This is a genomic window from Sulfitobacter albidus (genome assembly GCF_018200035.1).
In the GTDB taxonomy this organism is placed as follows: domain Bacteria; phylum Pseudomonadota; class Alphaproteobacteria; order Rhodobacterales; family Rhodobacteraceae; genus Sulfitobacter; species Sulfitobacter albidus.
Genome location: NZ_CP073581.1, coordinates 1,178,777 through 1,198,954 on the forward strand (window position 1 = coordinate 1,178,777; position 20,178 = coordinate 1,198,954).

Below are 20,178 nucleotides of genomic sequence, written 5' to 3' on the forward strand. Positions count from 1 at the left end.
AACGTCTGGTTTGTCTTTTGGGGAGAATGAGAATGGCGGTTCGGATTGATGAGATGGATCGGAAGATCCTTTCGCAGCTGCAGCAGGACGCGAGCCAGTCTTTGGATGATATCGCCGGGGCGGTGGGCTCTTCGAAGACGCCGGTGTGGAATCGCATCCGCAAGATGCGCGAGGCCGGGATCATCGGGGCGCAGACCGTAAAGCTCGACGCTGAGGCACTGGGGTTCGAGGCGTGTTTTTTCGTGCTGATCCGCACGTCCGAGCATGAGGCAGACTGGCAGGCGCGGTTTTTGCGGGCGCTGCGCGAGCGTCCCGAGGTGCAGGAGGCGCACCGGCTGGCGGGCGACATCGACTATATCCTCAAGGTGCGGGTGGAGAACGCGCGCGCCTACGACCGGTTCTATCAGGCGCTGATCGGCGAGGTGCGGGTGCATACCGTGACAGCACTCTTGTCGATGGAAGAGATCAAATCGACCACGGCGCTCCCGCTCGGGGTGTGATCCGGCGGACGCGCGTGCGCGCGATTGTTTTTATGGGCGCGTGGGGCCGGCGTGAGCCCTCCGCCGCGGGTGTCGGGCCTGATTGAGAGGGTATGAAATCCGCTGAGACGGTGTTCAGGGCGCGGTGCGTCCTGAACGACCTTGGGCAATTTTGGGGGCAAGCCGCGCGCGCCTCAAGGACAGGCCGGGCACGCCCGGTCGGCTGCGCCGATCCTTGACCCGCCCGCGGCTCACGCGCGCACCATCAACCGGTCGAGTTTGTGGAAATGGTAGCTGTCGGCAAATGTCGGGGTGTCGCACAGGGCCATGCCGGGCAGGGCTGCGAAAAGCGCGGGCAAAGCGATCTGCATCTCGAGCCGGGCGAGCGGCGCGCCGACGCAAAAGTGGATGCCGCCGCCGAAAGCTGCGTGCGGGGTGAGCGCGCGCGTGGGATCGAAGCGGTCCGGGGCCTCCCAAACGGCGGGGTCGCGGCCGGCGGCCGCGAGCATCAGGCCGATGCGGTCGCCCCGGGTAAAGCGGTGGCCGTGCAGGGTGATGTCCTCGTAGGCGATGCGGTCGAACATGTGCAGCGGCGGGGCAAAGCGCAGCAGTTCCTCGCAGGTGGCGGCGATTGTGTCCGGGGCAAGGGCGCTGTGCGGGGTGCGGTGCTGCAACAGGCAGGCGACCGCGTTGCCCAGACTGTGCACGGTGGCCTCGTGGCCCGCGTTCAGCAACAACACGCAGGTGCCGATCAACGCGTCGGTACTCAGCCGCTCCCCGTCGACGCGCGCGGCAATGAGGTGGGAGATCAGATCGTCGGCGGGCGTGTCGCGGCGCGCAGCGATATGATCGTGCAGATAGCTGTGGAATTCGGCGGCGGCGGTATTCGCGGCCTCTTCTGTCGCGCGGGTGCGACTGGCCTGATACATCGCGACCATCGCGTTTGACCACGCCAGCAGCCTTGGCGCCATCGCCTCGGGCACGCCCAGCAGGCGCGCGATCACGCGCACGGGAAGCTCGGCGCAGAAGGCGGGGATCAGATCAAATGCCGTGTCGCGGGGCAGGGCCGCGATGAGGTCTTGCGTGCTCGCGGTGATGTCTGGGGCCAGCGCCCGCACCCGGCGCGAGGTGAAGGCGCGCAGCACCAGCCCGCGCAGCTGGCTGTGGCGGGGCGGCTCCAGCTCGAGCATCGAGTGTTGCTCGACCCGGTCAAAGGCGCGCAGGTGGTCCGGCACCGGTGTGCGCAGCTCGGCGGGCATTTCGCGGCCAAAGCGGCGGTCGCGCAGAACCGCCTGCACCGTGGCCGCGTCAAAGGCGCAGGGCATGGCGTAGTCTTCCCACCAGATCAGCGGGCCTGCGGTGCGCGCACGGGCGTAGAACGGGTAGGGATCCTGCACAAAGGCCGGATCGCGGGGGGATTGGGACAGATGTTTCATAGCCCCGCAGTTGGGCCAAGGGATGTTTGCAACGCAAGGGTTTGGCCGTAAAGAAGGGGCATTATGATCGCAAAAATGCCCCGGATCGTGTTTGTCGTGCTCTACCTGCTTGCGGTGGCTGGGGTGTCGCTGGGGGTGTGGCGGGTCGCCACGCAGGTGGGCCTGGGCCAGCTCGCAGCCCGCGCGCAGGCCGATCTGGCGCTGTCGAGCGATCGGTTGACCGGGCAATTGCAACGCTACCGTGATCTGGCTGTGAACATGGCCGATCATCCGCAGGTGACGCGGGTGCTGGCGGGGGCGGTGCAGCCCGAGGATGTGGCGCTGCTGCGCCGGGTGGCCGACCGCACGGCGGCACAGGATGTGATCGTGGTCGATCTGACGGGCCGGGTGATGGCCGCCGCCGAAGACGGCACGCTGGCGCAGGGCGCGCGGCCTTTCGTGCAGCGCGCGCTCAACGGCGCGTTGGGGCGCGGCTATGGTCCGGCGACGGGTGGGGTGCCGCGCAGCTATTTCTACGCCGCGCCGGTGTTCGATCGGCAAAGCCGGGTGTTGGGGGCGATTGTCGTGGCGACGGACCTCAGCTCGGTCGAATATGCGTGGCGCAGCGATACCGCGGCGGTGTTCTTTCGCGATGCAAGCGGACGGGTTCAGGTCTCCAACCGCTCGGAGTTGGTGGGATGGCGGCGCCCGGCGGGTGGTCTGGGCCTGCAGCCCGCCGAGGGGCCGGCACCCGCGTTCTCGGCCCATGTCGAGGCGGGGTTCGAGATCTGGCGCTTGGGCTGGGGCCGTTATCTGCCTGATGAGGCGCTGCATCTAGCGCGCGATCTGCCGGTGATCGGCATGACCGGCGAGGTGCTGAGCGATGTGGCCCCCGTGCGCCGCCTTGCGTTGAGCCAGGCGGCGGCGGTGGCGGCCCTGTGTCTGGCGCTCGGCGCGCTGCTGTTTCTGGCGACCGAACGGCGCCGCACGCTGGCGCGCGCCAACGCACAGCTCGAGGCGCGGGTGGCCGAGCGGACCCGCGCGCTGAGCGAGACCAACGCCGCGCTGCGCCGCGAGGTGACCGAGCGTCGACAGGCGCAGGACGCACTGGCGCGCGCGCAGGACGAGCTGGTGCAGGCAAGCCGGCTGAGCGCGCTGGGGCAACTGAGCGCGGGCATCAGCCACGAATTGAACCAACCGCTGATGGCGGTGCAAAGCTTTGCCGAGAACGGGCGCGCCTTTCTGGAGCGCGGGCAGGCCGAGCGGGCGGGGGAGAATCTGGGCCGGATATCGGATATGGCGCACCGCATGGGGCGGATCATCAAGAACCTGCGCGCCTTCTCGAAACAGGAAAGCGTGGCGCAGACGCAGGTGGACCTGACCGGCGTGATTGCCGCCGCGTTGGAGCTGACGCAGGCGCGGCGCGAAACGCTTGGCGTGACGCTGGACTATTCGGCGCCTGACGGTCCGGTCTGGGTGCGCGGTGGCGAGGTGCGGCTGGGGCAGGTGTTTGTGAACCTGATCACCAACGCGCTTGACGCCATGGCCGAGGTTGAGGAGCGGCGTTTGATCCTTACGGTGCAGACCGGCGCGCAGGTGACTGTCACGCTGGCCGATACCGGGCCGGGGATCGCACAGGCCGAGCGGATCTTTGATCCGTTCTATTCGACGAAGGAAGTGGGCGCGGCCAAGGGGATCGGGCTGGGCCTGTCCATCAGCTATGCCATTGTGCAGAGCATGGGCGGGGAGCTGCGCGCGCGCAACGGCAAGACGGGCGCGGAGTTCACCGTCACGCTCAACGCGGCGACAGCGGAGGCCGCTGCATGAGCCGCCGGGTGCTGCTGGTCGACGACGACGCCGCCGTGCGCGAGGCGCTCGCGCAGACGCTTGAGCTGGCCGAGATCGATTGCCAGCCCGCTGCGTCCTTTATCGTGGCCGCCGATCACATCGCGGCTGAGTTCGCGGGCGTCATCGTGTCGGACATCCGCATGCCGGGGCGCGACGGGTTTCACCTGCTCTCTCATGTGCAAGGCGTTGACCCCGATCTGCCGGTGATCCTGCTGACTGGGGAGGGCGACATCCCCATGGCGGTCAAGGCGATGGGCGAGGGAGCGTTTGATTTTCTGGAGAAACCCTGCGCGCCGACCGATTTGTTGGCGGTGGTGGAACGCGCGCTGAAAACCCGCGCGCTGGTGCTGGAAAACCGCGCGCTGCGGCAGCTGGTGGAAACAGGCGATCCCGCGGCGCGCATGGTCTTCGGGGCCTCAACGCTGGCGGAAGGGCTGCGCGCGCGGGTACGCGAGGTGGCGCAAATCTCGGGTGAGGTGCTGGTGAATGGCCCGCAAGGCAGCGGGATCTCGAAAATAGCCGAGGTGATTCACCTCAGCTCGACCCGTTCCAAACGCCCCTTTGTGAAACGGGCGGGGCCGGGGCTGACGCCCGACGCGCTGAGCGCGGCGGTGGCGGAAGCCGAAAGCGGGAGCCTGTTCATCGACGAGATCGCGCAGATGCCGCCGCAAAGCCAGATGGCGCTGGCGGAGGAGCTTGATGCCGCACCCAGCGCGCGGCTGATCGCGGGCACAACCCGCGCGCTCGAGCCGCTGGTGGAGCAGGGCGGGTTCAACGCCGATCTCTATTTCCGCCTGACGGTGCTGCCGGTGCGCATCCCCGCGCTGGCCGAGCGGCGCGAGGATATTCCGGTGCTTTTCCGTCGCTATGTGGCCCAGGCCGCCGAGCAAAGCGGCCAGCGCCAGCCTGATGTCACGCCCGAGCTTGAGGCGCAGCTGATGGCGCGCGACTGGCCGGGCAATGCCCGCGCGTTGATGAGCGAGGCCATGCGCTTTGTCATGGGGGTGTCGGATCCCGCGCCCGTGGCCGAGGGGCTGGGGTTGCAGGAGCACCTCGCGCAAGTCGAGCAATCGCTGATCGAGGCGGCGTTGCGCGCGGCATCGGGGCGCGCGACGCAGGCGGCAGAACGGCTGAAAATGCCGCGCAAGACATTCTACGACCGCTGCGCGCGCTACGGCATCCGCCCGGAAAGCTTTCGCGACTGACGCCGCACGATTCTGTGCGGATTTTCGCAATTTTCGCCCGATGCTGTGTGCGGATTTTCGCACGTCCCCGCTGTACCGCTTGCGGGCACCTCCCGCTAACCCCCCGTAATCGCGGTTTACTCTTCTTTGGGATGTGTGGTTTTCACAAAAGCTTGAAGCGCCGCACGCGCTCTTTCATTCTCTGCCCATTCACCGCGCGAAAAGCGCAAAAATCTCTGGGAGGAGACACCATATGAAATTCCTGACCATGGCCGCATTGGCCCTGACCGTATCCGCCGGCGCCGTCGCCGCCGCCTGCGACGATGGCGAGATCGTCATCAAGTTCAGCCACGTCACCAACACCGACAAACACCCCAAGGGCATCGCCGCCTCGCTGCTGGAAAGCCGCGTGAACGAAGAGATGAACGGCAAGGCCTGCATGGAAGTCTTCCCGAACTCGACGCTCTACAATGACGATCAGGTGCTTGAGGCCCTACTGCAGGGCGACGTGCAGATGGCGGCGCCCTCGCTGTCGAAATTCGAGCAGTTCACCAAGCAATTCCGCATCTTCGATCTGCCCTTCATGTTCAAAGATATCGCCGCCGTCGACGCGTTCCAGAACTCTGAAACCGGTCAGGCGATGAAGGAATCCATGACCCGCCGCGGCCTGCTGGGTTTGGCGTTCTGGCACAACGGGATGAAGCAGATGTCGGCCAACAAGCCGCTGATCTCGCCCTCGGATGCCGATGGTCTCAAATTCCGCGTGCAGAACTCCGAAGTGCTCAAGGCGCAGATGGCCGCGATGGGCGGCTCGCCCCAGCCGATGGCGTTCTCCGAAGTCTACGGTGCGCTGCAGACCGGCGTTGTGGACGGGCAGGAGAACACCTGGTCCAACATCTACGGCCGCAAGTTCTTTGAAGTGCAGGACGGCGTGACCGAGACCAACCACGGCATCATCGACTATCTCGTCGTGACCAACACCGACTGGTGGGATGGGCTGGACGCCGACGTGCGCGATCAGCTGGCCACCATCGTCGAGGAAGTCACCGTGGCGCGCAACAGCGAGTCGACCAAGGTGAACGCCGAGGCCAAGCAGGCGATCATCGACGCCGGCGGCGTGGTGCGTGAGCTGACCGCAGAGCAGCGCCAGGAATGGGTCGACGTGATGGCCCCGTCTGGGACCAGTTCCGTGAGGACGTAGGCCAGGACAACATCGAAGCGGCGCAGAAGTTCAACGAAAGCAACTCCTGATCCGTTGACACCGCCCCTGCCTGCGCGAGCCGTGGGCAGGGGCTTTTTGTATCTCGGGGAGGGGATCCATGTCGGCAAAGCACCGCCCGACCTCCGGCATCGGCCGGATCGTCAGCGAAATCGAGGAAACCGCCATCGCCCTGCTGCTGGGGCTGATGACGATCATCACATTCATCAACGTGGTCCTGCGCTACGGCTTCAACACCGGGCTGATCTGGGGGCTTGAGGCGACGTCGTTCCTGTTTGCCTGGCTTGTCCTGTTCGGGGTGAGCTATGCGGTCAAGGTCACCGCGCATCTGGGCGTGGACGCGATCATCAATCTCTTCTCCAGCGGCACACGCCGCGTGCTGGCCGTGCTGGCGGGTCTGGTGTGCGTGGTCTACGCCTTTTTGCTGATGAAGGGCGCGTGGGACTATTGGGCGCCGTTTGCGGGGATGGACGTGACGTCGGGGCGGTGGTTCCCCACGGGGTTCACGCCGACGCGCGATCAGGCGTGGTACGAGGTCAACGACATCCCCATGCTCGAATGGCTGCGCTGGATCGAGCCGGGGATGAACGAGGGCGAGGCCTACGAAAAGCTGCCGCGCTTCATCCCCTACGCGATGCTGCCCTTCGGTGCGGCGCTGCTGCTGTTGCGCTTTGTGCAGGCGACGGTGGGCGTGGTGCAGGGACGGCGCGACGCGCTGATCGTGAGCCACGAGGCCGAGGACGCCGTCGAGGACGTCAAACACATGAACGCGGAGCGCTGAGCGATGGAAGTCATCATTCTTTTTGGCATGGTCATCGGCTTCATGCTGATCGGTGTGCCGATCGCCGTGAGCCTTGGCACCTCGTCGATCCTGTTTCTGCTGGTGCTCAGCGACACCTCGCTTGCCTCCATCGCGCAGTCGTTCTTTCAGGCGATGGCGGGGCACTACACGCTGCTGGCGATCCCGTTCTTCATCCTTGCGTCGGCGTTCATGTCGACGGGGGCGTGGCGCGGCGGATCATCCGGTTCTCCATCGCGCTGGTGGGGCACCTTCCCGGCGGTCTGGCGATTGCGGGCGTGTTTGCCTGCATGCTCTTTGCCGCCCTTTCCGGCTCGTCGCCGGCCACGGTGGTCGCCATCGGCTCCATCGTGATCGTCGGCATGCGCGAGGTCGGCTATACCAAGGATTTTGCCGCCGGTGTGATCGCCGTGGCGGGCACGTTGGGCATCCTGATCCCGCCCTCCATCGTGATGGTGGTCTATGCGTCCGCCACGGATGTGTCGGTGGGCCGGATGTTCCTTGCGGGGGTCATTCCGGGGCTTTTGGCCGGTCTGATGCTGATGACCTCGATCTACGTGATCGCGCGGGTGCGCAACCTGCCGAAAGGCGAGTGGAAAGGCTGGGGCGAGGTGCGCGCCGCGGGGTTCGAGGCGGCGTGGGGTCTGTTCCTGATCGTCATCATCCTCGGCGGCATCTACGGCGGGATTTTCACCCCCACCGAAGCCGCGGCGGTCGCGGCGGTCTATGCCTTCGTGATCTCAAGCTTTGTCTACCGCGACATGGGGCCGCTGCACGTGAAGGGCGAGGCGCGCAACCTGAGCCTTGTGCAAAAGCCCATCGCGCTGGTGTCGGTGTTCTTTCACCGCGACACCCGCGACACGCTCTTTGAGGCGGGCAAGCTGACGATCACGCTGATGTTCATCATCGCCAACGCGCTGATCCTCAAACACGTGCTGACCGACGAGCAGATCCCGCAGCAAATCTCCGCCGCGATGCTGGATGCGGGATTCGGGCCGGTGATGTTCCTGGTGATCGTGAACGTGATCCTGCTGATCGGCGGGCAGTTCATGGAGCCGTCGGGCCTGTTGGTCATCGTGGCGCCGCTGGTGTTTCCCATCGCGATCGAGCTGGGGATCGATCCGATCCATCTGGGCATCATCATGGTGGTCAATATGGAGATCGGGATGATCACGCCGCCCGTTGGCCTCAACCTGTTCGTGACCTCGGGCGTGGCGAACATGCCGATGATGAACGTGGTGCGCGCGGCGCTGCCGTTTCTTGCCGTGCTCTTCGTGTTCCTGATCATGGTGACCTACATCCCGGCAATTTCGACCTGGTTGCCGACGCTGATGATGGGGCCGGAGATCATCACGAACTGACGTTTACGCCCGGTACAGTGGAAAGACGGCCCGTGTTCGGAATGAACGCGGGCCGTTTCCTATGTGGCTTGGGCGGGATACAGGTATTTTTGAAAGGGTGCAGGGGGGCGGCGGTGCGCCCTAGCTTTGGGCGAGAGCGTGGATGATGGGGGCGAAATCCGCGACCTTGAGGGAGGCGCCGCCGACGAGGGCGCCGTCGACGTTCCTGGCCTCGAAAATCAACGCGGCATTGTCTGGTTTGACAGAGCCGCCGTAGAGCAGGGAGATGTCATCGGCGGTGGTTGCGCCGAGGCGGTCGGTGAGCTCTGCGCGCAGGAAATCATGCACGTCGACGATCTGCGCCAGTGTGGGAACCTTGCCGGTGCCGATGGCCCAGATCGGCTCATAAGCTATAACGGTATTCTCTGGCGTGGCGCCGTTGGGCAGGGAGCCTGCAAGCTGGCCCGCGATGATGTCGAGCGTGTTGTCGGCCTCGCGATCCTCAAGGGATTCGCCCAGGCAGAGGATGGCGGCGAGGCCCGCAGCCCAGGCTGCTTCGATCTTGGCGCGCACGTCGCGGTTACGCTCGTTGTGGCCCTCACGGCGTTCCGAATGGCCGAGGATCACGTATGTCGCGCCGGTGTCGGCGATCTGTGCGGCAGAGATGTCGCCGGTATACGCCCCGCTAGCCGCGGCGTGGCAATCCTGCGCACCGATGAGGATCGACGTGCCCGCCGCCGCGTCAACGGCTCTGAAAAGCAGTGGCGCGGGCGGGCAGATCAACACATCGGGGCCGGCGTCGGGCAGGTTGGCGGCCAGATCGCGTAGCATCGCGAGGCTTGCGGCGGTGCCGTTCATCTTCCAGTTACCGGCGGCGATTTTACGGGGCATGGCACGCTCTCCTCTTGGGTGTGAGGCGTGCTTTATCAGCCGGAGCCTGACCGGGCAACGCTGCGGGCGTCAGCGGGTCCGTCTATTTGGCAAAGAGCGCGTCGTCGAATTTGATCGACTCGCCGCAGCCGCAGGCCTCGGACACGTTGGGGTTATTGAATTTGAACCCGGATTCCAGCAGCGTCGTCTCATAGTCGATTTCGGTGCCGAAGAGGAACATCTGCGCCATCGGCGCGATCATCACCCGCGCGCCGTCCTGTTCGACGACCTCGTCGTTGGGATCGGCGTCATCGACGTATTCCATGGTGTATTCCATGCCGGCGCAGCCGCCCTTTTTCACGCCGATGCGCAGGCCCGCGTGGCCCTTTGCCTGCATCAGCTTGAGGATCTGTGCCGTGGCCTTGGGTGTCATGGTGACGGCTTGCTTGCCGGGAATGCCGAACATCGAACTCTCCTTATACACCCCTTAGATAGGCGGGCCGGCGGCGTTTCTCAACCCCGCGCGGTCAGTAGCCCAGCGCGTTCAGCGTGGCGACGGTGGTGAAAGCGGCGGCGAGCGCCCAGCCAAAGGACGCAAGCGTGCCGATGATGACGTACTCGCTCATCCTTTGATCGCGGCTGACGGTGTCAAAGCGCAGGATTGATTTGGCGGCGATGAGAAATCCGATGCCCGCAGGCTCGCCGATCATCACCATCAGGTAGATCAGCGCGCGTTCCATCACGCCGATGATGCGCCCGGCGTATTCGAGGCCTTCGGGCTGCGCATCGGCCTTGTAGCGCACCATCAGATGCCCCACGGCAGGACCGCCCGCGAGGCTGGCGAGAATGGCGCCGCCGATGACAAGCGAGATCTGGATCATATCCGCCGAAAGCGCGGGCCAGAGCGGGAAGAACCACACCTGTGGGACCAGCATCACCGCCCCCAGCAGGACCGCAAAATGTGCCGCCTGATCGACGAGATAGCTGCGCAGGGTATCCGGGGCGAGGGTGATCTTGATCCAGTCGATGAGGACGTGGCTGGCGGCGATACCGGCGGCCACCGCAAAGGCGCCACCGCTGAACAATGCGGTCAGGGCGAACACATGCACACCGTGCATCAGCAGGATCGGCAGACGGTGCTTGTTGAGCACCATATGGGTCGTTTGAAAGACGAAATCCGCCAGCAGATGGGCGCAGCCCAGCGCGATCAGCAGCTCGATCGTGTAGAGGGACATTTGCGGCAGGGTCATGGGGCGGGGCACCTCTGCGCGCGAGGACGGCTCTGGAACGACCGAGAGGTTGACAACCATATTTGGTTGTTTGCGGAAAGAACAACCAAATATGGTTGTCGTAGGCGGCTCACCACTGGGCCTCATAGGCGGCGCAGGCGGCGTGCAGCGCGTCGATGCCTGCGGCCTCCGCCTGTTTCTGGATCATTTGCTTGCTGCGGTTCAGCGTGGCGCCCAAGGCTTCCTGTGTGGGCGGCGCGGGGTCGAGCAGGGCGGCGATGGTCTGTGCCTGCTTTGGTGTCCACGTTCGTGCGATACGGTCGGCAAGGGGCAGGGCAATGGAGAGCGGGCCGTCGGGGGCCTGCATCAAGAGCGACCGTTTGAGCGTATCGAGGCTGTGGCCGGAGGTGACAAAGGCCGGGCCTTCGGCGGCGGCGAGGTCCGTGCCGGTCAGCCGGGCATCGCCGATGCCGATGCCGATGCGCGTCTCGGCGCCCTCGGACCGCACCCGCGCGCGCAGCACCAGCGCGCCGCGCAGGGCGTCGCGGGGCGGCAAGGCCATCTGCCAGCCATCGCCGCGAAACCGCGCGAAAGGGGCAGTGGCGCCGGACCAGCCGCCGATCTGCTCGGCGCCCGCGCGCAGGGTTGCGAACACCGCATCAAGCGTTGCAGCGTCCAGATCGCTCGATTTCACGATATCGCCGGTAAAGACTGCCAGTTGCGTCATGCGCCCCCCTTGGCCTACTGTGGCACCGCGCCCGGAGCGGCGCAAGAACGGCAAAGGCCGCCCCGATCAGGGACGGCCCGGAAAACACACCCGATGCGAGGCGACCTACATAAAGCCCAGCTCAAGCCGCGCTTCGTCAGACATCATGTCCATGCCCCAGGGCGGCTCCCATACAAGGGCCACGTCGACCTGTTTGACGCCCGCGATGGGCTCCACCGCGTCGGCGACCCAGCCGGGCATTTCGCCCGCCACGGGGCAGCCGGGGGCAGTGAGCGACATCTTGATGTCGACCTCGTTGGCGTCGTTGATGTCGATGGTATAGATCAGCCCAAGCTCATAGATATTCACCGGGATTTCGGGGTCATAGACGCTGCGGCACGCCTCGACCACCTGATCGTAGAGCGGGTGATCGGTGCTGGAGGGGGCGATCAACGGCTGGCCTTCCATGGGGGGGTCGTATCGGTCATCTGCGCCTCATCTCAATTCCTGAGTGTTTATATAGGTAAGCGGGGGCGGCGCGTAAAGGTGGGGCGGGTTTGCAAGATCTGCGGCACTGGGGTAGAGCGCGGTTCATGCGCAGATGAGGGCCGGGGATGAGTGAATTTACCTTTGAAAAGCACGCGCAGGACGGGCGGGCGCGCACGGGCGTGATTTCGACCCCGCGCGGCGAGATCCGCACGCCTGCGTTCATGCCCGTGGGCACGGCAGCCACCGTCAAGGCGATGCTGCCCGGATCGGTGCGCGAGACCGGCGCGGATATCCTGCTGGGCAACACCTATCACCTGATGCTGCGCCCCACGGCAGAGCGCATCGCGGCGCTTGGCGGGCTGCACAAGTTCATGAATTGGGAGCGGCCGATCCTGACGGATTCGGGCGGCTTTCAGGTGATGAGCCTTGCGGGCCTGCGCAAGCTGACCGAGGAAGGCGTGACCTTCAAAAGCCACATCGACGGGTCCAAACACGCGCTGACGCCCGAGCGGTCGATGGAGATACAGGCGCTGCTCGGCTCGGACATCGTGATGTGTTTTGACGAATGCCCCGCGCTGCCCGCGGACCGGGGGCGGATTGCGCAGAGCATGGAGCTGTCGATGCGGTGGGCCGCGCGGTCAAAGGTGGCGTTTGGCGACCGGCCCGGTCACGCGCTTTTCGGGATCCAACAGGGCGGGCTGGAAGAGGACCTGCGTGCGCAGAGTGCTGAGGCGTTGCGCGAGATCGGATTTGACGGCTATGCCGTGGGCGGGCTGGCCGTGGGCGAGGGGCAGGAGGCGATGTTTGGCTGTCTCGACTACGCACCGGAGCAGCTGCCCGAGGACAAGCCGCGCTATCTGATGGGGGTGGGCAAGCCCGATGACATCGTGGGCGCCGTGGCGCGCGGGATCGACATGATGGATTGCGTTCTGCCGTCGCGCTCGGGGCGCACGGGGCAGGCATTTACCCGTCATGGGGTCGTCAATATCCGCAACGCGCGCCACCTCGATGATCCGCGCCCGCTGGATGAGGCCTGCGGCTGCCCGGCGTGCCAGAACTACTCGCGCGCGTATCTGCACCATGTGACCCGCTCGAAAGAGATCATCGGTTCGATGCTGATGACCTGGCACAATCTGCGGTATTATCAGGATCTGATGGCGGGGATGCGTGAGGCGATCGCGGCGGGCAGTTTTGAGAGCTGGCAGCGTGCGTTTCACGCGGGCCGGGCGCAGGGTGATATCGATCCCTTGTGAGACGTACGGCGTGCGCGGGCCGGGCCCGCGACACCCCGCCCGCCGTCCCAAAGGGAGTAACGCGGGGGGTGATGCGGGGCGGCCGTGGGATTTAGGTATTTTTGAAAGGGTGCAGGGAGGGTGTGCCTAGCTGTAGGCATTCATGGTGTGGAGCTCGTATTCCGCGACTTTTTCGGCGTCCTGATTGGTGACGGTGACGTGCCAGCGTACTTGGCCGTAGGTATCGGTGCGGGGGGTTTTCTTTTTCACGGTGAGGCGCACGGCGATGGTGTCGCCGGGTGAGACGGGCTTCAGGAAGGTGAGCGCGCCGAGGCCGGTATTGGCCAGAACGGGGCCGGGGTCGGGCTGCACAAACAGGCCTGCGGCAAAGCTGAGCAGCAGGTAGCCGTGGGCGACCCGGCCTGGGAAGAAGGGGTTTGCCTTCGCGGCCTCCTCGTCCATGTGGGCGTAGAAGGTATCGCCGGTGAAATGGGCGAAGGTTTCGATATCGTCGAGGGTGACTTCGCGCGGGTCGGTGTGCAGCGTCTCGCCGATGGCGAGGTCGTGGAAGGTTTTGGTGAACGGATGCTCAGAGGCCGTGGTCTCGGTTGCGCCGGGGATCCATTCGGCGCCCACGGCCGTCAGGATGTCGGGGCTGCCCTGCACGGCGGTGCGCTGCATGTAGTGCATCACGCCGCGGATCCCGCCCAACTCTTCGCCGCCCCCCGCGCGGCCCGGCCCGCCGTGCACCATATGGGGCATGGGCGCGCCGTGGCCCGTGGCCTCTGCCATGCTGTCGCGGTTGTTGAAATAGAGCCGCCCGTGCCAGGCAGCTGCGCCCAGCACCATCTCGCGCGCCAGATCGGTGTCGCGGGTGATGACGGAGGCGACAAGCGAGCCTTTGCCCCGGTTGAGCAAGGCAATGGCGTGGTCTGCATCGCGGTAGGGCATGATTGTGCTGACGGGGCCGAAGGCTTCGGTATCATGCAGGCGCTCTGCTGCGTCGGGATCGGCGCAGTGAAAGAGCATCGGCGGCAGGAAGGCGCCACCCTCGACCGGGGCGCGAAAGCTGTCGGGATCGCCGGACACACGCTCGGCCTCGGTCGCAAGCGCGGCGACCTTTTCCAGAACGTCGGCGCGTTGGGCGGTCGAGACGAGCGCGCCCATGCGCGTGGCCTTGTCGCGCGGATCGCCGATCTGCGTGCTCTGCAACCTCTCCGACAGCGCCGCGATCAGCGCGTCGACATGGGTGGCGGGCGCCATGATGCGGCGGATGGCGGTGCATTTCTGGCCCGCCTTGGTGGTCATCTCGCGGTGCGCTTCCGTGACGAACAGGTCGAACTCCGGCGTGCCGGGGGCGGCATCGGGGCCCAGCACGGAGGCGTTCAGGCTGTCCTGTTCGGCCACGAAGCGCACGGCGTTGGCCAGCAGATGCGGCTCGGAGCGCAGCTTGAGCGCGGTATCGGCGGAACCGGTGAAGCTGACGACATCCTGCGCGTCGAGGCGTTTTAACAGGTCGCCCGTGCCGCCCGCGATCAGCTGCAACGCGCCGTCGGGGAGGATGCCGCTTTCCAGCATCATGCGCACGCAGGCTTCGGTCACGTAGGAGGTCGCGGTGGCGGGTTTCACGATGGAGGGCACGCCTGCAAGAAAAGTCGGCGCAAATTTCTCAAGCATGCCCCAGACGGGGAAGTTGAAGGCGTTGATATGCACGCCCACGCCCTGCAGCGGTACGGCCACGTGACGGCCCAGGAAAGTGCCCTCGCGGCCCAATTGCTCGACCTCGCCGTCGAGGTAGATCCGCGCATCGGGCATCTCGCGCCGCCCCTTGGAGGCGTAGACGAACATCGTGCCGATGCCGCCGTCGATATCAAACGCGTGGTCGGCCTGCGTGGCGCCCGTGTGGAAGGACAGATCGTAGAGCGCCTGCTTGCGCTCGCCCAGATAGATCGCCAGCGCCTTGAGCATGCGCGCACGGTCGTGGAACGTCAGCTTGCGCAGGGCCGGGCCGCCGACCTCGCGGGCGTAGGCGTGCATCGCGCCCACATCCAGCGCGCCGTTGCCCGAGCGCGCGATGATCTCGCCGGTGATGGCGCAGGCGATGGGGCGTGCGGCACTGTCGGAGGGGGTCCAGTGACCGGCGGCAAAGGAATGGACGTCGATCATGGGCGTGGCTCCTGTTGGTCGTAAATCGGGGGCGATTTCATTGGTCGTAAATCGCGGGCGATTTCATTGATCGTAGTCGAAGGTGACGATATCGCTCAGCGGGTAGCACTGGCAGGTCAGCACAAAGCCGTCGGCGACCTCGTTATCCTCAAGCGCGTGATTGACGAGCATCTCGACCTCGCCCTCTGTCACCCGCGCGCGGCAGGTGCTGCACACGCCCGCCTTACAGGCGAAGGGCGCGTCGAGCGCGTTGTCGAGGGCTGCATCCAGCAGGCTGGTGTCGCGGGGCATGGCAAAGCTGCGCGTGGCCCCGTCGAGTGTGACCTTGGCCTGCGTCATGGCGCCTGCGGCGGTACTGTCGGCGGCCACGGCGGCCTTTTTCGCGCGGCCCGGCTGGGAGGAGCCGAAAAGCTCGAACTTGATGTCGTCGTCGTGCATGCCGTGGTCGCGCAGGGCCTGTGCGATGCCCAGCATCATCGGCTCAGGCCCGCAGATGAAGGCAGTATCGACCGAGCCGACGTCGATCCAGCTGGCGAAGAGGCGCGCGCATTTTTCTTCATCCACGCGGCCCGTGAAGAGGTCGATATCCTGCGCGTCGGCCTCCAGCACGTGGATCACGTTAACCCGGCCCATGTAGGTGTTTTTCAGGTCTTCCAGCTCGTCGCGGAACATGATCGTGCTGACCGCGCGGTTGGCGTAGACCAGCGTGAAACGCGAATTGGGCTCGCGGGTCAGAACGGTTTTCAGGATCGACAGCACCGGTGTGATGCCGGATCCACCGGCAAAGCCGAGATAGTGGCGGGCCGCGTCTGCATCGAGCTCGGTAAAGAATTTGCCCATCGGCGGCATCGCCTCGATGGTGTCGCCGGGTTGCAATTCGGTGTTGGCCCAGGTGGAGAACGCGCCGCCATCGACGCGTTTGATGCCCACTTGCAGGATCCCTTCATCGACGCCCGCGCAGATTGAATAGCTGCGCCGCAACTCTTCGCCGTCAAAATCGCGTTTGAAGGTCAGATATTGCCCTTGGGTGAAATCAAACCCCTCGGGCGCCTCAAAGGAGACGACCACCGCATCGCGGATGGTCTTGCGCACGTCGGTGACGGTCAGGGGCGTGAAACGGGCCATGGGTGCCTCAGATACATTTGAAATAGTCGAAGGGTTCAAGGCAATCGAGGCAGCGCCAATGCGCCTTGCAGGGGGTGGAACCGAACTGGCTCACCCGCTCGACATCTTTGGATTTGCACTGCGGGCAATGATCGGGGCCACCGGCGGGCGAGGGGGGCGCGATGCCGTATGCCTCCAGCCGCGCGCGGCCCTTGTCGCTGAGCCAATCGGAGGTCCAGGCAGGCGAGATCTGCGTACGGATGCGCACGTCCTTCACACCGCGATCGCGTAGCGCTGTTTCGACGTCCATCGAGATGACGGAAGTTGCGGGGCAGCCCGAATAGGTCGGCGTCACGGCCACCTCAAGCGTATCGCCCTGCCACTGTACGCCCCGGATGATGCCCAGATCCACGACCGAGATCACAGGGATCTCGGGATCGGGCACCTCGTCGAGCCATTGCCAGACGGTCTCGGTGTCGGGTCTGAGGTCCACGGCGGCGGCTACCACTGCGCCCCGGGATAGGCGCGGGGCAGATACTGCATCTGCGCCAGCATGTGGCCCAGATGTTCGGTGTGCATCTTGCCGGTGCGCCCGCCCTGATGGGCGAAATCGCCGTCGGGCAGCGTCAGCGTCGCCTCGGCCAGCGTGGCGGCAACCGTCTGATCCCACGCGGGGCGCAGGCTGGCCGGATCGGGCATTGTGCCGTCGGCGGCGAGCGCCGTGTCGATCTCGTCGGAGGCGAACATCTCGCCCACATAGGGCCACGCGAGGTCCAGCGCATCCTGCATCTTGGCGTGGCTCACCTCGGTCCCATCCCCCAGCGCGATCACGGTTTCTGCAGAGCGATCAAGGTGATAGGTGGCTTCCTTCACGGATTTTGCGGCGATCTCTGCGATGCGCGGGTCAGTGGATTGCGTGAGGCCCGTGAGCATCCCCTTGTGCCACGCATCAAACAGGAACTGCCGCATCATCGTATGCGCAAAATCCACACTGGGACGTTCCACCAACAACACGTTGCGGAAATCCCAGACGTCGCGCAGAAACGCCAGATCGTCGGCGGAGCGGTCCTTCTCCTCGACCTCGGCGGCATAGCCCAGCCACATCTGCGTCTGCCCGATCAGATCAAGCGCGGTGTTGGCCAGAGCGATGTCCTCCTCAAGCGCGGGTGCCTTGCCGCACCATTCCGAAATGCGGTGACCCAGCACCAGCGTATTGTCACCCAGCCTGAGCAACCCCTGAAACAGCGCGTCCGACATCACATGTGCCCCACTTCATCCGGCACATCAAAGAACGTCGGGTGGCGGTAGACCTTGTCGTTCGACGGATCGTACATCGCCTCCTTGTCGCCGGGGGCGGAGGCGTGGATATGCGCGGCCTCGACCACCCAGATGCTTACGCCCTCGTTGCGGCGGGTGTAGACGTCGCGTGCGTTCTTGATCGCCATCGCCTCATCGGGGGCGTGCAGCGATCCGACGTGTCGGTGGCTGAGCCCGTGCTGGCCGCGGATGAACACCTCGAACAGGGGCCATTCGGGTTTGCGCGCGGGTTTGTCCGGCGCCTCAGACTTGTCGTAGTTCGTGGGGGCAGGGCTGCTCATGTCGCTTACTCCGCCGCCAGCTTGGCCGCGCGCTTTTTCGCGGCGTGGGCCAGCATGCCCTCGCGCACCCATGCGCCGTCTTCCCACGCCTCTTTGCGCGCGTTCAGGCGGTCGTGGTTGCACGGGCCGTTGCCCTTGAGCACGTCAAAGAACTCCGACCAATCCGGCTCGGCAAAGTCATAGCCGCCCTTTTCCTCGTTCCACGCGAGTGTGTCGTCGGGGATGGTGAGGCCGAGGTATTCGGCCTGCGGCACGGTCTGATCGACGAATTTCTGGCGCAGCTCGTCGTTGGTGTTCATCTTGATCTTCCACGCCATGGATTGCGCGGAATGCACGCTGTCGGCGTCCGAGGGGCCGAACATCATCAGCGAGGGATACCAAAAACGGTTGAGCGCATCCTGCGCCATCTTTTTCTGCGCCTCCGTGCCCTTCACCATCTTCATCATGATGTCGAAACCCTGACGCTGGTGGAAGGATTCCTCCTTGCAGATCCGCACCATGGCCCGCGCGTAGGGGCCGTAGGAGGTGCGCTGCAACGGCACCTGGTTCATGATCGCAGCCCCGTCAACCAGCCAGCCGACGGCGCCCATGTCGGCCCATGTCAGCGTGGGATAGTTGAAGATCGACGAGTATTTCATCCGGCCCTCGTGCAGCGCCTCGAACATCTCGTCGCGGGTGATGCCCAACGTCTCTGCCGCGCAATAGAGGTAGAGCCCGTGGCCCGCTTCGTCCTGCACCTTGGCCAGCAGGATCGCCTTGCGCTCCAGCGTCGGGGCGCGGGTGATCCAGTTGCCTTCGGGCAGTTGGCCCACGATCTCGGAGTGCGCGTGCTGGCCGATCTGGCGGATCAGGTTCTTGCGGTAGCCCTCTGGCATCCAGTCCTTCGGCTCGATCTTGCCGCCCGCGTCGATCCGCTCCTGAAAGGCGCGCTCCTGCGGGTCCATCTCGTCGAGGGATTTGACGCCCTGGCCGGTGGATTTGATCATCTGTGCGTACATTCGTTCAATCCTTTCAGGTGCAGTTGCGCGTTCACACGCGTTCGAGAATTAGGGATCGTTTCATGCGCGCTCCAGTATGAGCGCGACGCCCTGGCCCACGCCCACACACATCGTGCACAGCGCGTAGCGTCCGCCGGTGCGTTTGAGCTGGTAGGCCGCCGTCAGCACCAGCCGTGCACCGGACATGCCCAGAGGGTGGCCGATGGCAATGGCGCCGCCGTTGGCATTCACGTGGGGGGCGTCATCCGCGACACCAAGCGCGCGCAGTGTGGCAATACCTTGTGAGGCAAAGGCTTCGTTGAGTTCAATCACATCCATCTGGTCGATGGTCAGACCGGCGCGGGCCAGCACTTTCTGCGCTGCCGGGATCGGGCCGATGCCCATGACGCGCGGGGCCACGCCCGCCGCCGACATCGCCACGACGCGGGCCATAGGCGTCAGCCCGTGATCCTTTACCGCCGCGTCATTGCCGATCAGCATCGCCGCCGCACCGTCGTTCACACCCGAGGCATTACCGGCCGTCACCGTCTTGTCGGGCCCGTTGATGCCGCGCAGCTTCGCCAGTGCGGCCTCGTCGGTCTGGGGGCGGGGGTGCTCATCGCGGTCGACGACCTTGGGGTCGCCCTTGCGCTGGGGAATGGTGACGGGCACGATTTCCTCGGCAAAGAGACCGGCAGCGTCGGCTGCGGCCCAGCGTTGCTGGCTGCGCAGGGCAAAAGCGTCCTGATCCGCGCGGCTCACGTGATAGTCGTCGGCCACGTTGTCCGCAGTCTCCGGCATGCTGTCGACACCGTAGGCATCCTTCATCTTGCGATTGATAAAGCGCCAGCCAATCGTCGTGTCGTAGACGGCGTTTGCCCGTCCGAACGCCGCCTCGGCTTTGGGCATGACAAAAGGCGCGCGGCTCATGCTTTCGACGCCGCCTGCAATGGCCAGATCCATGTCACCGGCGCGGATCGCCCGCGCTGCCTGACCCACGGCATCAAGCCCCGATGCGCAGAGCCGGTTGAGCGTGATGCCCGGCACATCCGTCGGCAGGCCCGCCAGAAGGGCGGCCATGCGCGCGACATTCCGGTTGTCCTCGCCCGCCTGATTGGCGCAACCCATGACAACGTCATCCACGCGCGACCAGTCGACGCCCGCGTTGCGCGCCATCAGCGCGGCAAGCGGAGCCGCGGCCAGATCGTCGGCACGCACCGAAGACAGCGCACCCCCGTAGCGCCCGATGGGCGTGCGGACCGCGTCACAGATAAAGGCGTCTGACATTGAATTCTCCGGTTCTTCGATTTCTGAAACGTTACATAGCGCATTTCGCACCCCGGATCAAGATTTGTGTTACATCGGTTTTTGCACAACCGGTATTTCAGTAACGCATTTCTGCCCTGCGGCAAATTTCCCTCAAACCCCGCGCACTCTACGGTTGCCCAGAGGGGGGTGTCGCGCCATGTTGCATGGAAAGTCGCGCAACGACGTGCAGTATTGAAACAGGCGGGAAGGGTGCC

At 65.2% G+C, this 20,178-nt stretch carries 18 protein-coding genes and 2 pseudogenes; 7 read left to right on the top strand and 13 right to left on the bottom strand.

Going from position 1 to position 20,178, the window contains the following annotated elements; all coding sequences use genetic code 11:
* Positions 1-32 precede the first annotated feature (32 nt).
* Positions 33-500: an Lrp/AsnC family transcriptional regulator gene (locus KDD17_RS05560; RefSeq protein WP_212705658.1), complete on the top strand. Its 468-nt coding sequence runs from the start codon at positions 33-35 to the stop codon at positions 498-500.
* Between the two features lie 230 nt (positions 501-730).
* On the opposite strand, the gene KDD17_RS05565 is transcribed toward KDD17_RS05560, so the two are convergent.
* Positions 731-1,915, bottom strand: a complete 1,185-nt coding sequence (locus KDD17_RS05565) for a cytochrome P450 (protein WP_212705659.1) — start codon at positions 1,913-1,915, stop codon at positions 731-733.
* 63 nt (positions 1,916-1,978) lie between these two features.
* Between KDD17_RS05565 and KDD17_RS05570 the strand changes: the two genes are divergently transcribed.
* The 5 genes and pseudogenes from KDD17_RS05570 to KDD17_RS05590 all read left to right on the top strand — a co-directional run bounded on the left by KDD17_RS05570 (position 1,979) and on the right by KDD17_RS05590 (position 8,305).
* A complete protein-coding gene (locus tag KDD17_RS05570) occupies positions 1,979-3,721 on the top strand; it encodes a sensor histidine kinase (RefSeq protein WP_254796899.1) in 1,743 nt (580 codons plus the stop codon).
* Positions 3,718-4,947 (top strand): sigma-54-dependent transcriptional regulator, encoded by a 1,230-nt coding sequence (locus KDD17_RS05575; RefSeq protein ID WP_212705660.1) that lies wholly within the window; start codon positions 3,718-3,720, stop codon positions 4,945-4,947. Before KDD17_RS05570 ends, KDD17_RS05575 begins: the two co-directional genes overlap by 4 nt.
* A 232-nt stretch (positions 4,948-5,179) precedes the next feature.
* A pseudogene (locus tag KDD17_RS05580) lies at positions 5,180-6,177 on the top strand (DctP family TRAP transporter solute-binding subunit).
* A gap of 68 nt (positions 6,178-6,245) precedes the next feature.
* Entirely contained in the window at positions 6,246-6,926 is a 681-nt protein-coding gene (locus KDD17_RS05585) for a TRAP transporter small permease (RefSeq protein WP_212705661.1), read from the top strand.
* Between the two features lie 3 nt (positions 6,927-6,929).
* A pseudogene (locus KDD17_RS05590) lies at positions 6,930-8,305 on the top strand (TRAP transporter large permease).
* A gap of 120 nt (positions 8,306-8,425) precedes the next feature.
* On the opposite strand, the gene tpiA reads toward KDD17_RS05590, so the two are convergent.
* From tpiA to KDD17_RS05615, 5 genes are all read right to left on the bottom strand, one after another.
* Positions 8,426-9,175 (bottom strand): triose-phosphate isomerase, encoded by a 750-nt coding sequence (tpiA, locus tag KDD17_RS05595; RefSeq protein ID WP_212705662.1) that lies wholly within the window; start codon positions 9,173-9,175, stop codon positions 8,426-8,428.
* A gap of 82 nt (positions 9,176-9,257) precedes the next feature.
* Positions 9,258-9,620 carry a HesB/IscA family protein gene (locus KDD17_RS05600; RefSeq protein WP_212705663.1) on the bottom strand — a complete coding sequence of 121 codons (363 nt, stop codon included), beginning with the start codon at positions 9,618-9,620 and terminating at the stop codon, positions 9,258-9,260.
* Positions 9,621-9,681: 61 nt separating this feature from the next.
* Entirely contained in the window at positions 9,682-10,464 is a 783-nt protein-coding gene (locus KDD17_RS05605; protein WP_212705664.1) for a DUF3307 domain-containing protein, read from the bottom strand.
* A gap of 49 nt (positions 10,465-10,513) precedes the next feature.
* Entirely contained in the window at positions 10,514-11,110 is a 597-nt protein-coding gene (locus KDD17_RS05610; RefSeq protein WP_212705665.1) for a MarR family transcriptional regulator, read from the bottom strand.
* A gap of 105 nt (positions 11,111-11,215) precedes the next feature.
* Positions 11,216-11,557 carry an SUF system Fe-S cluster assembly protein gene (locus tag KDD17_RS05615; protein WP_212705666.1) on the bottom strand — a complete coding sequence of 114 codons (342 nt, stop codon included), beginning with the start codon at positions 11,555-11,557 and terminating at the stop codon, positions 11,216-11,218.
* A gap of 146 nt (positions 11,558-11,703) precedes the next feature.
* On the opposite strand from KDD17_RS05615, the gene tgt reads away from it, so the two are divergent.
* A complete protein-coding gene (gene tgt / locus KDD17_RS05620) occupies positions 11,704-12,831 on the top strand; it encodes a tRNA guanosine(34) transglycosylase Tgt (RefSeq protein WP_212705667.1) in 1,128 nt (375 codons plus the stop codon).
* A gap of 126 nt (positions 12,832-12,957) precedes the next feature.
* Here the strand turns inward: tgt and paaZ are convergent, their stop codons facing one another.
* The 7 genes from paaZ to pcaF all read right to left on the bottom strand — a co-directional run bounded on the left by paaZ (position 12,958) and on the right by pcaF (position 19,942).
* Positions 12,958-14,976, bottom strand: coding sequence for a phenylacetic acid degradation bifunctional protein PaaZ (gene paaZ, locus KDD17_RS05625; protein ID WP_212705668.1), 2,019 nt, complete (start codon positions 14,974-14,976; stop codon positions 12,958-12,960).
* 63 nt (positions 14,977-15,039) lie between these two features.
* Positions 15,040-16,101 (bottom strand): 2Fe-2S iron-sulfur cluster-binding protein, encoded by a 1,062-nt coding sequence (locus KDD17_RS05630; RefSeq protein ID WP_212705669.1) that lies wholly within the window; start codon positions 16,099-16,101, stop codon positions 15,040-15,042.
* A 7-nt stretch (positions 16,102-16,108) separates the two neighbouring features.
* The gene (gene paaD, locus KDD17_RS05635) at positions 16,109-16,573 is read right to left on the bottom strand and encodes a 1,2-phenylacetyl-CoA epoxidase subunit PaaD (protein WP_212705670.1); all 465 of its coding nucleotides are present in this window, start codon (positions 16,571-16,573) and stop codon (positions 16,109-16,111) included.
* Positions 16,574-16,581: 8 nt separating this feature from the next.
* The gene (paaC, locus tag KDD17_RS05640; RefSeq protein WP_212705671.1) at positions 16,582-17,337 is read right to left on the bottom strand and encodes a 1,2-phenylacetyl-CoA epoxidase subunit PaaC; all 756 of its coding nucleotides are present in this window, start codon (positions 17,335-17,337) and stop codon (positions 16,582-16,584) included.
* Entirely contained in the window at positions 17,337-17,678 is a 342-nt protein-coding gene (paaB, locus tag KDD17_RS05645; RefSeq protein ID WP_212705672.1) for a 1,2-phenylacetyl-CoA epoxidase subunit PaaB, read from the bottom strand. Before paaB ends, paaC begins: the two co-directional genes overlap by 1 nt.
* A 5-nt stretch (positions 17,679-17,683) precedes the next feature.
* A complete protein-coding gene (gene paaA, locus KDD17_RS05650) occupies positions 17,684-18,676 on the bottom strand; it encodes a 1,2-phenylacetyl-CoA epoxidase subunit PaaA (protein ID WP_212705673.1) in 993 nt (330 codons plus the stop codon).
* 60 nt (positions 18,677-18,736) lie between these two features.
* Complete coding sequence (gene pcaF, locus KDD17_RS05655) at positions 18,737-19,942, bottom strand: 3-oxoadipyl-CoA thiolase (RefSeq protein WP_212705674.1); 1,206 nt, start codon at positions 19,940-19,942, stop codon at positions 18,737-18,739.
* Between the last annotated feature and the right edge of the window lie 236 nt (positions 19,943-20,178).

Excerpts from the sequence above, each read along its gene's own strand:
- KDD17_RS05585 (WP_212705661.1), top strand. The coding sequence starts at position 6,246 with ATGTCGGCAAAGCACCGCCCGACCTCCGGCATCGGCCGGATCGTCAGC.
- KDD17_RS05565 (WP_212705659.1), bottom strand. The coding sequence starts at position 1,915 with ATGAAACATCTGTCCCAATCCCCCCGCGATCCGGCCTTTGTGCAGGAT.
- KDD17_RS05570 (WP_254796899.1), top strand. The coding sequence starts at position 1,979 with ATGATCGCAAAAATGCCCCGGATCGTGTTTGTCGTGCTCTACCTGCTT.
- KDD17_RS05575 (WP_212705660.1), top strand. The coding sequence starts at position 3,718 with ATGAGCCGCCGGGTGCTGCTGGTCGACGACGACGCCGCCGTGCGCGAG.
- tpiA (WP_212705662.1), bottom strand. The coding sequence starts at position 9,175 with ATGCCCCGTAAAATCGCCGCCGGTAACTGGAAGATGAACGGCACCGCC.
- tgt (WP_212705667.1), top strand. The coding sequence starts at position 11,704 with ATGAGTGAATTTACCTTTGAAAAGCACGCGCAGGACGGGCGGGCGCGC.
- KDD17_RS05630 (WP_212705669.1), bottom strand. The coding sequence starts at position 16,101 with ATGGCCCGTTTCACGCCCCTGACCGTCACCGACGTGCGCAAGACCATC.
- pcaF (WP_212705674.1), bottom strand. The coding sequence starts at position 19,942 with ATGTCAGACGCCTTTATCTGTGACGCGGTCCGCACGCCCATCGGGCGC.
- KDD17_RS05610 (WP_212705665.1), bottom strand. The coding sequence starts at position 11,110 with ATGACGCAACTGGCAGTCTTTACCGGCGATATCGTGAAATCGAGCGAT.
- KDD17_RS05600 (WP_212705663.1), bottom strand. The coding sequence starts at position 9,620 with ATGTTCGGCATTCCCGGCAAGCAAGCCGTCACCATGACACCCAAGGCC.
- KDD17_RS05560 (WP_212705658.1), top strand. The coding sequence starts at position 33 with ATGGCGGTTCGGATTGATGAGATGGATCGGAAGATCCTTTCGCAGCTG.
- KDD17_RS05605 (WP_212705664.1), bottom strand. The coding sequence starts at position 10,464 with ATGGTTGTCAACCTCTCGGTCGTTCCAGAGCCGTCCTCGCGCGCAGAG.
- KDD17_RS05615 (WP_212705666.1), bottom strand. The coding sequence starts at position 11,557 with ATGGAAGGCCAGCCGTTGATCGCCCCCTCCAGCACCGATCACCCGCTC.
- paaA (WP_212705673.1), bottom strand. The coding sequence starts at position 18,676 with ATGTACGCACAGATGATCAAATCCACCGGCCAGGGCGTCAAATCCCTC.
- paaB (WP_212705672.1), bottom strand. The coding sequence starts at position 17,678 with ATGAGCAGCCCTGCCCCCACGAACTACGACAAGTCTGAGGCGCCGGAC.
- paaZ (WP_212705668.1), bottom strand. The coding sequence starts at position 14,976 with ATGATCGACGTCCATTCCTTTGCCGCCGGTCACTGGACCCCCTCCGAC.
- paaC (WP_212705671.1), bottom strand. The coding sequence starts at position 17,337 with ATGTCGGACGCGCTGTTTCAGGGGTTGCTCAGGCTGGGTGACAATACG.